The organism is Streptomyces ferrugineus (assembly GCF_015160855.1).
Classification (GTDB): Bacteria; Actinomycetota; Actinomycetes; order Streptomycetales; family Streptomycetaceae; genus Streptomyces; species Streptomyces ferrugineus.
In genome coordinates, this window is record NZ_CP063373.1 from 9,222,911 (window position 1) to 9,237,909 (window position 14,999).

The window sequence follows — 14,999 nt, forward strand, 5'->3', positions numbered from 1 at the left end:
TGGGGGGAGGGTGAATCGGTTCGGCAGGCTCGGTCGGGGGCTGCGGGCTCGATCGGGCCCGGCCGGAGCGGATCAGGCCCGGTCAGCCCGCCGCGCTCAGCGCGACGCCGCCTCCAGCACACGCTCCGCCGCCGGCTCGGCCGGGCTCACCGCCGCGCCGCCACGCCGCCGACTCGGGACGACCAAGGCCGCGACACCGGCGACGGCCACCACTGCGGCGCCGGTGACCAGGGCGGGCCGCAGGCCGTCGACGAAGGTCTGGCCCGTCTCGTAGCCACCCTGGGCGGCGAAGATCGACCCCATGATCGCGATGCCGAGCGCGCCACCGACCTCGCGCAGGGCGTTGTTGGAGCCCGACGCGATGCCGTGCTCCGAGCTGCGGACGCTGGACATGACCAGGTGGGAGGCCGGGGCGAAGAACAGGGCCATGCCGACGCCGCTGATGATCAGGCCGGGCAACTGCGCGGCGTAGGAGACGTCGACGGTGACCACGGACGCCATGTAGGCGAGCCCTGCGGCCTGGAGGAACAGGCCGGTGGCGACGACCGGGCGGCCGCCGATGCGGTCGGAGAGGATGCCGGCGATCGGCGCGACGAGCATCGGCATGCCGGTCCACGGCAGCATGCGCAGCCCCGCCTCGGTCGGCGAGTAGCCGAGCACTCCCTGCATGTACTGGCTGAGCAGGAAGATCGACCCGAACATGCCGAGGTACATCAGCATGCTCGCGGCGTTGATCCCGGAGAAGGCCCGGGAGCGGAACAGCCGCATCGGCAGCATCGGGTTCTTGGCGCGGGTGCTGTAGAGGACGAACCCGACGAGCAGCGCGCCTCCCGCGAACAGGCCGGTCAGGACCAGGCGCCCGGTCCAGCCGTCGGCCGGGCCGCGCACCAGGCCGTACACGACCCCGAAGAGGCCGCCGCTGGCCAGCAGCGTGCCGGGGATGTCGAGCGGGGCACCGGTGCCGTAGGACTCGGCGAGACGCAGACGGGCGAGCGGCAGCAGGGCGAGGCCCAGCGGAACGTTCAACCAGAAGATCCACTGCCAGGAGATGTGCTCGGTGAGGCTGCCCCCGACGAGTGGCCCGGACGCGACGGCGAGCCCGTTGACGGCACCCCAGATGCCGTACGCCATCCCGCGCCTGTCCGCGGGCACGGCCGCCGTCAGCAAGGTCAGCGTCAGCGGCATCATGATCGCCGCGCCGGCGCCTTGGACCGCGCGGGCGGCGATCAGGGAGTCGATGCCGGGTGCGAGGGCCGCGGCGGCGGACGCGCCGGTGAAGATCGTGATGCCGACGAGGAAGAGCCGACGACGACCGAAGCGGTCACCGAGCGCCGCGCCGAGCATCAACAGGACGGCGAAGGTGAGTGTGTACGCACTCACCGTCCACTCCAGGTCGTGCAGCGCTCCGCCCAGGTCCTCGCGGATCGAGGGCAGTGCGGTGGTGACGACGAGGTTGTCGAGCGCGGCCATGAAGCCGGCGACGCTGGTGACGACGAGGGCCCATACGGCCCCGCCCGGACGCCCCGCCCGCACGGTGTGATCGGTCTGGTGTGACATCGCTCCCCCTGGGGTGATGCGTTCCGCTCTACGGCTTGCTGGATAGTTATTGATCACTAACTTTCACGGTCATGAAAAGGCAGGGTGAACCTCGCCACCCGACCCCTACGACCCCTCCTCGACCCGCCCCTGCGGGTCCATGCCCGCCCAGACCCGGTGCTCGGGCGGAAAACCCATGGCCACCAGGCAGTTGATGAGCATTCCGTACGCCATGAAGGTCGTCGTCTCCTCGACGTCCGCACCCAGCGGCAGATGGACGGTGTCCCACAGCCGGGTCCAGCCAGCGCGCACGACCTCGCCGAACTCGTGGTCGCCCTCCTGCTCGGCGGCCGCCACGGCGAGGTACATCTGCATCTGCATCATCAGCTGCTCGGGCTGCTCCGAGACGACCTTTCGGTAGGCGTCACCCATGGCATGCAGGGCCTCTTCGCCCTCCAGCCCATGGGATGCCTCCTCGAACATCCGTATGGTGTCCGCCACGCAGCGTTCGGCCGCCGCGAGGAAGATCGCCTTCTTGCCCGGGAAGAGCCGGAAGAGATACGGCTGCGAGACGCCGACCCGCTTGGCGATCGCCTCGGTGGACGTGCCGTAGTAGCCGCCGCGCGCGAACTCGGTCGTCGCCGCGCGGATGACGCTCTCGCGCCTCTCCTCTGCGCTCATCCTGGCCATGAAAGCAAGTTAGTACTCAATCACTAACTAGGCAAGAGGTGCGGTTGGAGAATGTGTCATCGGCCGGGATGTGTAAGAGGCGCCCCACCATTGAGGGCGCCTCTTACACATGCCGCTCACGAGAGCTGTACGACCGCCCGCGACATGCCGAGCACCTTGCGGCCCTCACTGACCACGGTCAGGTCCACCCGGACCTTGTTGTCGTCGAGCTTGGCCGCGACCTTGCCGCTGACCTCGATCGTGGTGCCCTGGTCGTCGTTCGGCACGACGACGGGCTTGGTGAAGCGGACGCCGTACTCGACGACCGCCGCCGGGTCGCCGGTCCAGTCGGTGACCACACGGATCGCCTCGGCCATGGTGAACATGCCGTGCGCGATGACGTCCGGCAGCCCGACCTCCTTGGCGAACTTCTCGTTCCAGTGGATCGGATTGAAGTCCCCGGAGGCACCCGCGTACTGGACGAGCGTGGCACGGGTCACGGGGAAGCCCTGGGCGGGCAGTTCGGTGCCGACCTCGACATCGCCGTATGCGATCTTCGCCGTCATCGTCTTCAGGCCTTCCCTTCCGCGTCCGCCCCACGAGCCACGAGCTTCGTCCAGGCGGTCACGACGTGCTCCCCCGCCTCGTCGTGGACCTCGCCGCGGATGTCCAGGATCTCGTTGCCCGCCATCGACTTGATCGCCTCGATGGTCGAGGTGACGGTCAGCCGGTCGCCTGCACGCACCGGGCGGGTGTAGGCGAACTTCTGGTCACCGTGCACGACTCGGCTGTAGTCCAAGCCGAGCTGCGGGTCCTCGATGACCTGTCCGGCGGCCTTGAAAGTGATGGAGAAGACAAAAGTCGGCGGGGCGATCACATCGGAGTGGCCGAGCGCCTTGGCGGCCTCCTGGTCCGTGTACGCCGGGTTGGTGTCCCCCACGGCCTGCGCGAACTCGCGGATCTTCTCCCGGCCCACCTCATAGGGCTCGGTGGGCGGGTAGCTCCGCCCCACGAAGGACTGGTCGAGCGCCATGGCTCGGTACCTCCTGCTGTCTGCTGCGGTTGACCTGCTGGCTCGCCTGGCTGATGCGTCTGGGGTCGGCCGGAACCGACCGGTAACCCGGCCCGAAACGACGCGAGGCCGCCCCCACTGTCGGGGGCGGCCTCGCGTACGAGCCTGATTTATCGCGTCTCGCGGTGCGCGGTGTGCGCGTTGCAACGCGGGCAGTGCTTCTTCATCTCAAGACGGTCCGGGTTGTTACGCCGGTTCTTCTTGGTGATGTAGTTCCGCTCCTTGCACTCCACGCAGGCCAGCGTGATCTTCGGGCGGACGTCGGTGGCAGCCACGTGAGTGCTCCTTGACGAACGGATGGAATGAATTAACGCAAGAAAGAGTAGCCGATCGAAGGACCGACCCCGCAATCGGCTACTGTCAGTAGCGGTGACCGGACTTGAACCGGTGACACAGCGATTATGAGCCGCTTGCTCTACCGACTGAGCTACACCGCTGTGATGTGATCCGTTCCCACCTTGCGGCGGGAACCTCTCACACCAGAGCCCCAAAACGGAATCGAACCGTTGACCTTCTCCTTACCATGGAGACGCTCTGCCGACTGAGCTATTGGGGCGAGCGATGAAGACATTACACGCTCAGCCGCCGTTCACCCAAATCCGTTTCGCGGCCCCTGTCGGCGGCCGTTCGGCCACCCGGCACCCGCCACCTCGCAGGCCATGGCGGTACCGCGGGCACTGCTCGCGCGCGTGGACCACACCGGTACGACTATTGCGCTCCTGCGCGCCAGGGCCCCATCGCCGCCCTAGGCTCGACTCACTCTGCGTGATCTTGCCTCTGGAGCGCGATGCCCGACAGCCACCCCCAGCCGCCCCACTCGTCGTCTTCCTCCGGCTCGTCCGGACCGGCCGACCCGGGTGCTCTGCTGCTGTGCGGGGCACGGCTCACCGACGGCCGGACCGTGGACGTACGACTGGACGGCGGGCGTATCGAGGCGGTCGGCACCGCCGGCAGCCTGACGGCGGCCGGCACGCGCGCGTGCGGCACCCGCGTGGACCTCGGCGGCTATCTGCTGCTGCCGGCCCCTGCCGAACCGCATGCCCACGGCGACACCGCCCTCTCCGCCGACGAGGGCGGACCGGTCTCCTACGACCCCCATGACGTCCAGCGCCGGGCCACCGAGGCCGCTCTGCTGCAGCTCGGGCACGGTGCGACCGTGCTGCGGGCCCACGTGCGCGTGGGCGAGATCCAGGAGCTGAACGCGCTGGCCGCCGTACTCCAGGCACGGCGTTCGCTGCGCGGGCTCACCGAGTTGACGACCGTGGCGATGCCCCGGCTGCTGACCGGCGTGGCCGGGGCCGACGGGCTCGCGATGCTGCGGGACGCGCTGAAGATGGGCGCGTCGGTGGTCGGGGGCTGTCCCGACCTGGACCCGGATCCGACGGGTTATGTGGAGGCGGTCCTGGAGGTCGCCTCCGAGCACGGCTGCCCCGTCGACCTGCACACCGACGCCACCGACCCGGCGCGTCTGTCCCGCCTCGCCGCGATGGCCGGCGGACTGCGCCCCGGCGTGACCCTCGGCCCGTGCGGCGGCCTCGGGCGCCTGCCCGCCCAGGCGGCCTCCCGCACCGCGGACCAGCTCGCCGCGGCCGGGGTGACGGTGGTGTGCCTGCCGCAGGGCGGCTGCGGGGGCGTGGAACGGCGGGCCACGGCGCCCGTACGACTGCTCCGCTCCGCGGGCGTACGCGTCGCCGCCGGGAGCGGCGCCCTGCGGGACGTGTCGAACCCGGTCGGCCGCGGGGACCCGCTGGAGGCCGCCTACCTGCTGTCTTCCCGCCACGGGCTGCGCCCCGAGGACGCGTACGACTGCGTGAGCGGGTCGGCGCGTGCGGCGCTGGGGCTGCCCGAGGTGCGGGTGGAGGCGGGCTTCCCGGCCGAGTTGCTGGCGGTGCGCGGGGACCGGCTGTCGGGGGCGCTGTCACTGGCGTACAGCCGCATTGTGGTGCACCGGGGGCGTGTGGTGGCGCGGACGAGCGCGGTGCGGGAGTACTGCAACTCGGCTGTGGCTGCGGAGTTGGGGTTGCCTCGGCAAGGGCGGGGGGAGCTGTCCTGAGGTGGTGTGTGGGTCTGGGTGTGGGTGGCGCTGGAGCCGCGGCACGGCCGAGTGATCGGCTCTGTGTGCGGTCGGCGCGGATATGGGGTGACGCAGGCGCTGGCGGCTCGCGCGCCCGGCGCTCGCGCCTGAGGTGCACGCCCCCAGAGGTGTGAGGCGTGGCTGAAGTCGTGCGGCGGATGCGGCCGTCCGGGCGTACGGTCGGAAACATGCGCATTGTCATCGCTGGTGGTCATGGTCAGATCGCGCTGCGGCTGGAGCGGCTGCTCGCCGCGCGCGGGGACGAAGTCGCGGGGATCATCCGCAAGGCAGAACAGGCCGACGACCTGCGGGAGGCCGGTGCCGAACCGATCCTGCTGGACCTGGAGTCGGCCCCGGTCGAGGAGGTCGCGGCCCAACTCCAGGGCGCGGACGCGGCGGTCTTCGCGGCCGGCGCGGGCCCGGGCAGCGGGTCGGCCCGCAAGGACACGGTGGACAAGGACGCGGCGGTCCTCTTCGCGGACGCCTCGGTCCGGGCGGGCGTACGGCGCTTCCTGGTCGTGTCGTCGATGGGCGCGAACCCGCGGCACGAGGGCGACGAGATCTTCGACGTCTACCTGCGCGCCAAGGGCGCGGCCGACGAGTACGTCCGCGGTCTGGACGCCCTGGACTGGACGATCCTGCGCCCCGGCATGCTCACGAACGACGCGGGAACCGGACAGGTGCGCCTGGAGGCCCACACCGGCCGCGGCCCGATCCCACGCGACGACGTCGCCGCCGTACTGGCGGAGTTGCTCGACACGCCCGCGACGACCGGACTGACCCTGGAAGTGATCAGCGGCTCCGCCCCGGTGTCGGTGGCGGTGAAGTCGGTGGCGGGGAACTGAGGATGAGGCCGGAGGGGGTTCCCGCCGCGCAGGTGGCGCTGTTGCGGCGCATGTACGAGGTGTTCTCGACAGACGAGCGGGAGCCCTTCATGCAACGGTGCCTCGCCCCCGACGTGGACTGGCCGAACGTCCTGGACGCAGTCCGCCTGCACGGCCGCGAGGCGGTACGCGCCTACTGGGCACGGCAGTTCGCCGCCGGGCATCCCCTCGTACGGCTGGAGGGGCTGCGCCCGGACAGTGACGGCGAGGCCGTGGTGGCGACCGTACGGCCGGGGATGCGCGACGCGTCGGGTGAGCAGTGGGCGCGGGAGACGGTCGAGCATGTGTACCGGTTCGACGCGGACGGGCTGGTGGCGCGGATGGATGTGCGAGCGGGCGGCTAGGGCGCGCTCGGGCGCCTGCTCAGAACAGCGGCAGCTGACCAGGGAACTCGGGCACGACGTACCCGTCCAACGCGGGCTGTGCGGCCCCGAGTTCCGCGTGTCGCCGTGATCCGGGACACGACACGAGTTCCCCGCTCTGCCGCGCGCCCGGCGGGTCGTGCCGTGCGAACCGACCGGCGACGACGGCGATCTCCCGCCGGCACTCGGGGCATCTTCTGCGACGCGTGCTCATGGAGCCAGTGTGCCCCGCACACCACCCTGGAACGCGAAAACCCCTCCGCTCTACGTTTCCGTAGGTCGGAGGGGTTTCCCCAGTGTGGCGGCGCCAGGATTCGAACCTGGGAAGGCTGAGCCGGCAGATTTACAGTCTGCTCCCTTTGGCCGCTCGGGCACACCGCCGGGGTTCGCTGCCGTTCGAACCGCTTTTCGGCGGCCCTCCCCGGCAACGACGTAAACAATACCCGATGCACAGGGGTGCTTCGCCACCCGATTGATCGCCGCCCGGGGGACCACGGGTGGCTAGGCTTGTCCGGATGCGGTCCGGGGCCTGCCCCGGGCTCGGCGGACACCCCCACGCCCGCTGATACGCACCCCACACGCACCCCGATACAAGGAGCCACAGGACATGGCCGACTCCAGTTTCGACATCGTCTCGAAGGTCGAGCGGCAGGAGGTCGACAACGCCCTCAACCAGGCCGCCAAGGAGATCTCGCAGCGCTACGACTTCAAGGGCGTGGGTGCCTCGATCTCGTGGTCCGGGGAGAAGATCCTCATGGAGGCGAACTCCGAGGACCGGGTCAACGCTGTCCTCGACGTCTTCCAGTCCAAGCTGATCAAGCGCGGGATCTCCCTGAAGGCCCTGGACGCGGGCGAGCCCCAGCTCTCGGGCAAGGAGTACAAGATCTTCGCGTCGATCCAGGAGGGCATCACCCAGGAGAACGCCAAGAAGGTGGCGAAGATCATTCGTGACGAGGGCCCGAAGGGCGTGAAGGCCCAGGTCCAGGGCGACGAGCTGCGGGTCAGCTCCAAGAGCCGGGACGACCTCCAGGCCGTGATCACCCTGCTGAAGGGCAAGGACTTCGACTTCGCGCTGCAGTTCGTGAACTACCGGTGAGCCGCTGATCGCCGGCCCACGGTCCGGCTGATTCACGAGGAAGGGTGGGCACCCCCGGTGTGAGTGCCCACCCTTCTCGCCTGCTGGCTGCGGTCAGGAAGTGCGCTTCGGCTGTCGGTCCTCGCCCGGAGGTCGCTCAGTTGCGGGAATGACCGAACAGGAGGCGGTAGGCGATCAGGAGCACGAGGGAGCCGCCGATCGCCGAGGCCCATGTCGCGCCGTCGTAGAAGTCCTTGGTGATCGGGTGGTCCAGCCAGCGGGCCGAGATCCAGCCACCGATGAACGCGCCCGCGACGCCGATGAGCGTCGTGCCGATGAAGCCGCCCGGGTCGCGGCCCGGCAGCAGGAACTTGGCGATGGCCCCGGCCAACAGCCCCAGAATGATCCAGCTGATGATCGTCATGCCCTGAACCTGCCCCTCCGCGCTGTGCCTGCACTGTTTCGGCACTGTGATTTCGGGCGCGCTTGTTCGTGCTCTGTTGATGAACAGGACGTCCCGGTGGCACCCCCCGGTTGCAGCGATCAGTAGGGTTCCGGCCATGACACCGCCCAGCTCTGCCTCTCCCGAGCTGCGACGCACCCTGGGGGTCGGGGACGCCGTGGTGATCGGGCTCGGTTCGATGGTCGGGGCCGGCATCTTCGCCGCGCTCGGGCCCGCGGCGCGCGCGGCCGGGTCGGGACTGCTGCTGGGGCTGGCGGTCGCGGCCGTGGTCGCCTACTGCAACGCCACGTCGTCGGCACGCCTGGCCGCCCTGTATCCGGCCTCGGGCGGCACGTATGTCTACGGGCGGGAGCGGCTCGGGCCGTTCTGGGGTTATCTCGCGGGCTGGTCGTTCGTGGTCGGTAAGACGGCCTCCTGTGCGGCGATGGCGCTCACTGTGGGCGCGTATGTCTGGCCCGGGCAGGCGCATGCGGTGGCGGTCGCGGCCGTGGTCGCGCTGACCGCGGTGAACTACGGCGGTGTCCAGAAGTCCGCCTGGCTGACTCGGGCGATCGTGGCGGTGGTCCTCGCTGTCCTCGCCGCTGTGGTCGTCGTGTGCCTCGGGTCCGGGGAGTCCGATGCCGGGCGCCTGGACATCGGGACCTCGGCGGGCGTGGGCGGCGTGCTTCAGGCGGCCGGCCTGCTGTTCTTCGCGTTCGCCGGGTACGCGCGGATCGCGACCCTCGGTGAGGAGGTCCGGGACCCCACTCGCACCATCCCCCGGGCGATTCCCCTGGCGCTGGGCATCGCGCTGGTGGTGTACGCGTGCGTGGCGGTGGCTGTCCTTTCTGTTCTGGGGTCGGATGGTCTCGGGCAGGCGGGCGCACCCCTGGCCGACGCGGTACAGGCGGCCGGCGTACCGGCGCTGGAGCCGGTGGTACGGGTGGGTGCCGCCGTCGCCGCGCTCGGCTCGCTGCTCGCCCTGATCCTGGGCGTCTCACGGACGACGCTGGCCATGGCCCGCGACCGGCATCTTCCCGGCGCTCTGGCGGCCGTGCATCCACGTTTCCAGGTGCCTCACCGGGCCGAACTCGCGGTGGGCGCGGTCGTCGCGGTCCTCGCCGCCACGGTGGACGTCCGAGGCGCGATCGGGTTCTCCTCCTTCGGTGTGCTGGCGTACTACGCCGTGGCCAACGCATCGGCCTGGACCCTCGACTCGACACCGGCTTCGCGCGTCGTACCGGCGGTGGGGCTTCTCGGGTGCGGGGTCCTGGCGTTCTCGCTGCCTGCGGTCTCGGTCGTTGTCGGTGCGGGTGTGCTGGCGGTGGGTGTGGTCGTGTACGGGGTACGGCGGTGGGTGGCGGCGCGGGGGCGTTAGGGCGTGAGGCTGCTGCTGTCGTGGTTGGCGGGGCGGGCGGCGGGCGGGCGGCGGTCGGGCGCGCCGAGGCGTAGGGCAGGACCGGTCCGCTCAGTGCCGTCGCGCTCGGCGGCGGGCGACTCGACCGGCCTCGGTCCCGTTGTGCGGCGATCCGCTCACGCCATCGAGAAACCGAATGCCTTCGGTCCACTCAGCGCACTCGCCAACCGTCGGCCCACGTCCGCTCAGCCGGCGTCCGTCCACTCGCCGTCCGCCGATCGCGTCCCCTCAGAACGCTCGTGCCGTGGCCGTGCGTATGCGGAAGTCGGGCCAAGGGGCCAGCTCCTGTTCCTCGTTCATCTCCTCGTACCAGCCCGTGCCGTCCATCCAGGCGCACAGCCAGTCAGTGAGGCTCGGAGCGTCCACGTACCAGGCGTGGTCGGCGTCGTCGGCGTTCGGTTCGAAGAGCAGGACGGTGGCCCGAGGGCTGCGGCAGTCCACACAGGCGTACATCGCACAGCCCCAGTGGGATATCGGCAGTACGCCCTCGGGCCAGGGCCAGTCCGGGTCCTTGCGGGCGCTCTCGCGGTTGGCGAGGTACTGCGTGACGGCGGCGGGCTCGTCGGCCGGAGGGCTGTCGAGCAGGGGCAACAGGCCGTACTCCGGACCGAATCCACCGTCCCCTATACGAAGGTAGAGGTCGGCGAGCAGTGACGGCAGGCGGAAGCCGAGGGCGGTCTCGGCGCGGGCCACGGTGTCCGCGTCCACGGGCTCGGGAAGTGAAGTCCAGCCCCACGGTCGGGTGTCGCGGGCCTTGTCCGCCACCCTCGTCAGCAACTGCTCGTTCTCGGTCATGCATTCATGATGCAAGCCGCCACTGACAACCGGTCGGGCCTGTGGACAACCGCCGGGTTGTGGAAAACCTGCGGCTCCCGCTGCCGTCCCGTTCGGCTACCAGCTCGATGCGAACGGCCTGTCCGTCGGCACGATTTCGCGGCCCAGCGGGAACAGCGACACCGGGATCAGCTTGAAGTTGGCGATGCCGAACGGGATCCCGATGATCGTGATGCACAGGGCGAGACCGGTGACGATATGGCCGATGGCGAGCCACCAGCCCGCCAGGACCAGCCACAGCACATTGCCGACGCAGGAGGGGGCTCCGGCGTCCCGGCGCTCGACCGTGGTGTACCCGAAGGGCCACAGGGCGTAGACGCCGATGCGGAAGGCGGCTATGCCGAACGGGATGCCGATGATGGTGATGCACAGCAGCAGGCCCGCGAGCAGATAGCCGAGAAACAGCCAAAAGCCGCTCAGGACGAGCCAGATGACGTTGAGGATGGTCTTCATCGTGGGGGGCCTGCCATCTTCTCGAGCCGGGCAATACGTTCCGCCATCGGCGGGTGGGTGGAGAACATCTTCGAGAATCCCTGCCCCGGACGGAACGGGTTCGCGATCATCATGTGACTTGCGGTCTCGATGCGCGGCTCGGGGGGCAGCGGAAGCTGCTTGGTGCCGGCGTCGAGCTTGCGCAGGGCGCTGGCGAGGGCGCGCGGGTCGCCCGTGAGCTGGGCGCCGGAGGCGTCTGCCTCGTACTCTCTGGAGCGGCTGATGGCCAGCTGGATGAGCGTGGCGGCGAGCGGGCCCAGGATCATGATCAGCAGCATGCCCAGAAGGCCGGGGCCGTCATCGTCGTCGGAGCGGCCGATCGGGATCAGCCAGGCGAAGTTGACCAGGAACATGATCACCGAGGCCAGGGCGCCGGCGACCGACGAGATCAGGATGTCGCGGTTGTAGACGTGGCTCAACTCGTGGCCGATGACACCGCGCAGTTCGCGCTCGTCGAGGATGCGCAGGATTCCTTCGGTGCAGCACACGGCGGCGTTGCGCGGATTGCGGCCCGTCGCGAACGCGTTCGGCGCCTCTGTCGGGGAGATGTACAGGCGCGGCATGGGCTGGCGCGCCTGGGTGGAGAGGTCGCGGACCATGCGGTACAGCGCCGGGGCCTCGAACTCGCTGACCGGGCGGGCGCGCATCGCGCGTAGCGCCAGCTTGTCGCTGTTCCAGTACGCGTACGCGTTCGTGCCCAGCGCGATCACAACTGCGACGACGAGCCCCATGCGGCCGAAGAAACTGCCGATGACGATGATGAGGGCGGACAGTCCCCCGAGGAGTACTGCGGTCCTGAGCCCGTTGTGCCGGCGGTGCACGGTACGCCCTCCAAGTCGTGCGGCAGGGGAACCCTTTGCTGGTCGCTCTCCGATGCCACTGGTGCCGTGGTCTCACGTCCAGTGGACCCTTCTGTACTGGTCAACGCCAGGCGAGGGTCATGGGTTCCCTTGCGCGTACGGCTGCGGGAGTGGGCCGTACGGGTGAACACGCCCGCGCGCGTGAGGGAGGCGTCCCACGCGCGCGTACGGAGTGCTCCCCCGGTTCAGAAGAGCCCGGTGTCGGCGAAGCGCAGGATCAGCTGGGGGGCTCCGGACAGGGCGATGCCGACGACGCCGGTGAGGGCCATGGTGGCCGTGACCGGCGCGGGGACGAGGTGCCTGACGGGCTCGCCCTCGGGGGCGCGGAACAGCAGGGCCGTCCACTGGAGGTAGTAGAACAGCGCGATCACGACATTGACGGCCATGACCACGGCCAGCCAGCCGAGGCCCGCGTCGACTGCGGCGGAGAAGACGGTGACCTTGGCGAAGAGACCGATGATGCCCGGCGGGAGCCCGGCGAGGCAGAGCAGGAAGAAGGCCAGGATCAGGGCGGACAGCGGGTTGCGCGCGTACAGGCCGCGGTAGTCGCTGATGCGGTTGAGGGTCTTCGTGCGGCCGACCAGGGCGGCCACCGCGAAGGCGCCGAGGTTCACGGCGGCGTACATGAGGGCGTAGGCGACGGTCGATCCGATGGACCGCTCGGCGTCGTCCGAGTACGCGGCGGCGGCGATTGGCACCAGGAGGTAGCCGGCCTGCCCGATGGAGGACCAGGCGAGCAGGCGTACCGCGCTGTACGCGCGCGTGGCCTGCTGACGCAGGGCTCCGACGTTGCCGACGGTCATGGTGAGGGCGGCCAGCGCCGCGAGGGCGGGTCCCCAGACGTCGTCGTACGACGGCAGGGCGATGACCGTGACGAGGATCAGGCCGGTGAAGCCGACGGCCTTGCCGACGACCGACAGGTAGGCGGCGACCGGCAGGGGCGCGCCTACGTAGGTGTCCGGCACCCAGAAGTGGAAGGGCACGGCGGCCGTCTTGAAGGCGAAGCCGACGAGAGTGAGGACGACTCCGGTCTGGGCGAGGGTCTGGAGCTGTCCGTCGACGTTCTGGATGCGGTCGGCGATCTGCGTGAGGTAGAGGGTGCCGGTGGAGGCGTACACGAAGCTGATGCCCATGAGGCTGACCGCCGTCGCGGTGACCGAGGACAGGAAGAACTTCAGGGCCGCTTCGGAGGACTTGCGGTCGCCGTAGCGCAGGCCCACCAGCGCGAAGGCGGGGAGCGAGGCGACTTCCAGGGCGACGATGAGGGTCGCCAGGTCCCGGGAGGCGGGCAGCAGGGCGGCCCCGGCGGCCGAGGAGAGCAGCAGGAACCAGAACTCCCCTTCGGGAAGCTGCTTGTCGGCGTCCTTGAGGGCGGTGACCGACAGGAGGGCTGCGAGGAGGGCGCCGCCGAGGACCAGGAACTGGATGACGAGGGTGAAGCGGTCGGCCGTATAGCTGCACAGACCGGCGTCGCCGGCCAGGCAGAACGTCGAGCGGTCACCGTCGAGGAGCGGCAGCAGCATCAGCACGGACGCGGCAAGGCCGGCCACCGAGGTCCAGCCGAGCAGGGCCTTCTTGTTGTCCGCGACGAACAGGTCGGCGACGAGGACCGCGAGTCCGACGGCCGCCGCGATGGTGGGCGGCGCGATGGCGAGCCAGTCCACGGACTGGACGAGGTTCGCGGCCAGCGGCTGGGCCAGGGAGCTCATCGGGTGCCTCCTGCGAGGAGCTGCTGCACGGCCGGGTCGGTCAGGCCGAGGAGGGTCTTGGGCCACAGTCCGGCGACGACGGTGAGGGCGACGAGCGGGGTCCAGGCCGCGAACTCGTAACTCTGGACGTCGGCGAGCTTCGGGGCTTCCCGCGGCGCGGCGCCCATGCAGACGCGGCGGACCACGACGAGCAGGTAGGCGGCCGTGAGGAGGGTGCCGAAGGCGCCGATCGTCATGAAGGTGAGGAAGGCCGGGCGGCTGAGGCCGGCGGCGGGTTCGAACGCGCCGAACAGCGCGAGCATCTCGCCCCAGAACCCGGCGAGACCCGGCAGCCCGAGCGAGGCGACCGCGGCGAAGGCGAGCAGGCCGCCCAGGCGCGGGGCCTTGCCGTACAGCGCGGCTCCGGTCTCCTCGGCGAGGGCGTCGAGGTCGGTGGTGCCCGTACGGTCCTTCAGTGCGCCGACCAGGAAGAACAGCAGGCCGGTGATGAGGCCGTGGGCGATGTTGGCGAACAGGGCGCCGTTCACGCCGGTCGGGGTCATCGTGGCGATGCCGAGCAGGACGAAGCCCATGTGGCCGACGGAGGAGTATGCGATGAGGCGCTTGAGGTCGCCCTTCGCGCCCTGCTTGGCGAGGGCGAGGCAGGCCAGGGATCCGTAGATGATCCCGACGACGGCGAAGGCTGCGAGGTACGGCGCGAAGTCCGCGAACCCGTCGGGTGTGATCGGCAGCAGGATGCGGACGAACCCGTAGGTGCCCATCTTCAGCAGGACACCGGCCAGCAGGACCGAGCCGACGGTCGGCGCGGCGGTGTGGGCGTCGGGCAGCCAGCTGTGCAGCGGCCACATCGGCGTCTTCACCGCGAGCCCGATCCCGATCGCCAGAACGGCGATGACCTGCACGGATGTGGTCAGTGACCGGCCGTTGTCAGTGGCGAGTGCCACCATGTCGAATGTGCCCGCCTTGATTCCGATCAGGAGCAGGCCGAGCAGCATGACCACGGAGCCGAGCAGCGTGTAGAGGATGAACTTCCAGGCGGCCGCGGCCCGGTCCTCGCCGCCCCAGCGGGCGATGAGGAAGTACATCGGGATCAGGACCATCTCGAAGGCGAGGAAGAACAGCAGCAGGTCGAGGACGGCGAAGGTGGCGAGGGTGCCGGACTCCAGGACGAGCAGCAGTGCGACGAAGGCCTTCGGGGTCGGGCCCGAAGGCATCTTGAAGTACGAGTAGAGCGCGCAGAGGAAGGTCAGCAGCGCGGTCAGGACCAGAAGGGGGAGGGAGATGCCGTCGATGCCGAGGTGGATGCGCACGTCGAGTGCGGGGATCCAGCTGATGTCCGTGCTGGCCTGCATCTTCGACGGCTGGTCGTGGTCGAAGCCGAGCGCGAGGATGATCGCCGCGATGAGGACCGCGCCGGTGACGGTGACGCCGTGCCGGAGCACCGCCTGCTCGGGGGACTTCCCCTTCAGTCCGGGCGGGGCGGGCAGAAGGGCGGCGGCCGCGCCGAGGAGCGGGCCGACGACGACGAACGCCAGAAGGAACTGCATCACGGACTCGTTGATATCGATCACGC

Annotated in this window: 17 protein-coding genes and 3 tRNA genes; 5 read left to right on the forward strand and 15 right to left on the reverse strand. The window is 70.0% G+C overall.

Going from position 1 to position 14,999, the window contains the following annotated elements; genetic code table 11:
• Positions 1-96: 96 nt before the first annotated feature.
• The 7 genes from IM697_RS40890 to IM697_RS40920 form a co-directional block, all read right to left on the reverse strand.
• Positions 97-1,557 (reverse strand): MFS transporter, encoded by a 1,461-nt coding sequence (locus IM697_RS40890; RefSeq protein WP_194042040.1) that lies wholly within the window; start codon positions 1,555-1,557, stop codon positions 97-99.
• A 105-nt stretch (positions 1,558-1,662) separates the two neighbouring features.
• Positions 1,663-2,226, reverse strand: coding sequence for a TetR/AcrR family transcriptional regulator (locus tag IM697_RS40895; RefSeq protein ID WP_194042042.1), 564 nt, complete (start codon positions 2,224-2,226; stop codon positions 1,663-1,665).
• Positions 2,227-2,342: 116 nt separating this feature from the next.
• Complete coding sequence (locus tag IM697_RS40900; protein WP_194042044.1) at positions 2,343-2,771, reverse strand: MaoC family dehydratase; 429 nt, start codon at positions 2,769-2,771, stop codon at positions 2,343-2,345.
• Between the two features lie 5 nt (positions 2,772-2,776).
• The gene (locus IM697_RS40905) at positions 2,777-3,238 is read right to left on the reverse strand and encodes a MaoC family dehydratase N-terminal domain-containing protein (RefSeq protein ID WP_194042046.1); all 462 of its coding nucleotides are present in this window, start codon (positions 3,236-3,238) and stop codon (positions 2,777-2,779) included.
• Between the two features lie 149 nt (positions 3,239-3,387).
• Positions 3,388-3,552 carry a 50S ribosomal protein L33 gene (rpmG, locus tag IM697_RS40910; RefSeq protein WP_003948671.1) on the reverse strand — a complete coding sequence of 55 codons (165 nt, stop codon included), beginning with the start codon at positions 3,550-3,552 and terminating at the stop codon, positions 3,388-3,390.
• 89 nt (positions 3,553-3,641) lie between these two features.
• Positions 3,642-3,714 (reverse strand) — tRNA-Met (locus IM697_RS40915).
• A 46-nt stretch (positions 3,715-3,760) separates the two neighbouring features.
• Positions 3,761-3,833 (reverse strand) — tRNA-Thr (locus IM697_RS40920).
• A gap of 231 nt (positions 3,834-4,064) precedes the next feature.
• On the opposite strand from IM697_RS40920, the gene IM697_RS40925 reads away from it, so the two are divergent.
• From IM697_RS40925 to IM697_RS40935, 3 genes are all read left to right on the forward strand, one after another.
• The gene (locus IM697_RS40925) at positions 4,065-5,330 is read left to right on the forward strand and encodes an amidohydrolase family protein (RefSeq protein ID WP_194042048.1); all 1,266 of its coding nucleotides are present in this window, start codon (positions 4,065-4,067) and stop codon (positions 5,328-5,330) included.
• Between the two features lie 209 nt (positions 5,331-5,539).
• Positions 5,540-6,196, forward strand: coding sequence for an SDR family oxidoreductase (locus IM697_RS40930; protein ID WP_194042050.1), 657 nt, complete (start codon positions 5,540-5,542; stop codon positions 6,194-6,196).
• A gap of 2 nt (positions 6,197-6,198) precedes the next feature.
• The gene (locus tag IM697_RS40935; protein ID WP_194042052.1) at positions 6,199-6,579 is read left to right on the forward strand and encodes a nuclear transport factor 2 family protein; all 381 of its coding nucleotides are present in this window, start codon (positions 6,199-6,201) and stop codon (positions 6,577-6,579) included.
• A gap of 19 nt (positions 6,580-6,598) precedes the next feature.
• Here IM697_RS40935 and IM697_RS40940 read toward each other — a convergent pair whose 3' ends face one another.
• Both IM697_RS40940 and IM697_RS40945 read right to left on the reverse strand, forming a co-directional pair.
• Entirely contained in the window at positions 6,599-6,811 is a 213-nt protein-coding gene (locus tag IM697_RS40940) for a hypothetical protein (protein WP_194042054.1), read from the reverse strand.
• An 85-nt stretch (positions 6,812-6,896) separates the two neighbouring features.
• Positions 6,897-6,978, reverse strand: a tRNA-Tyr gene (locus IM697_RS40945).
• Between the two features lie 226 nt (positions 6,979-7,204).
• Here IM697_RS40945 and IM697_RS40950 point away from each other — a divergent pair.
• Positions 7,205-7,693, forward strand: coding sequence for a YajQ family cyclic di-GMP-binding protein (locus IM697_RS40950; RefSeq protein WP_194042056.1), 489 nt, complete (start codon positions 7,205-7,207; stop codon positions 7,691-7,693).
• A gap of 136 nt (positions 7,694-7,829) precedes the next feature.
• Here the strand turns inward: IM697_RS40950 and IM697_RS40955 are convergent, their stop codons facing one another.
• A complete protein-coding gene (locus tag IM697_RS40955; protein ID WP_194042058.1) occupies positions 7,830-8,096 on the reverse strand; it encodes a GlsB/YeaQ/YmgE family stress response membrane protein in 267 nt (88 codons plus the stop codon).
• Positions 8,097-8,232: 136 nt separating this feature from the next.
• Between IM697_RS40955 and IM697_RS40960 the strand changes: the two genes are divergently transcribed.
• Positions 8,233-9,492 (forward strand): APC family permease, encoded by a 1,260-nt coding sequence (locus IM697_RS40960; protein ID WP_194042060.1) that lies wholly within the window; start codon positions 8,233-8,235, stop codon positions 9,490-9,492.
• A gap of 267 nt (positions 9,493-9,759) precedes the next feature.
• Here the strand turns inward: IM697_RS40960 and IM697_RS40965 are convergent, their stop codons facing one another.
• The 5 genes from IM697_RS40965 to IM697_RS40985 form a co-directional block, all read right to left on the reverse strand.
• Positions 9,760-10,326, reverse strand: a complete 567-nt coding sequence (locus tag IM697_RS40965) for an SMI1/KNR4 family protein (RefSeq protein ID WP_194042062.1) — start codon at positions 10,324-10,326, stop codon at positions 9,760-9,762.
• 96 nt (positions 10,327-10,422) lie between these two features.
• Positions 10,423-10,818 carry a YccF domain-containing protein gene (locus tag IM697_RS40970; protein ID WP_194042064.1) on the reverse strand — a complete coding sequence of 132 codons (396 nt, stop codon included), beginning with the start codon at positions 10,816-10,818 and terminating at the stop codon, positions 10,423-10,425.
• Positions 10,815-11,678: a zinc metalloprotease HtpX gene (gene htpX, locus IM697_RS40975; protein ID WP_194042066.1), complete on the reverse strand. Its 864-nt coding sequence runs from the start codon at positions 11,676-11,678 to the stop codon at positions 10,815-10,817. Before htpX ends, IM697_RS40970 begins: the two co-directional genes overlap by 4 nt.
• Positions 11,679-11,902: 224 nt before the next feature.
• Positions 11,903-13,426, reverse strand: coding sequence for an NADH-quinone oxidoreductase subunit N (locus tag IM697_RS40980; RefSeq protein WP_194042068.1), 1,524 nt, complete (start codon positions 13,424-13,426; stop codon positions 11,903-11,905).
• Positions 13,423-14,997 (reverse strand): complex I subunit 4 family protein, encoded by a 1,575-nt coding sequence (locus IM697_RS40985; protein WP_194042070.1) that lies wholly within the window; start codon positions 14,995-14,997, stop codon positions 13,423-13,425. The genes IM697_RS40980 and IM697_RS40985 overlap by 4 nt, the downstream gene beginning before the upstream one ends.
• Positions 14,998-14,999: the final 2 nt, after the last annotated feature.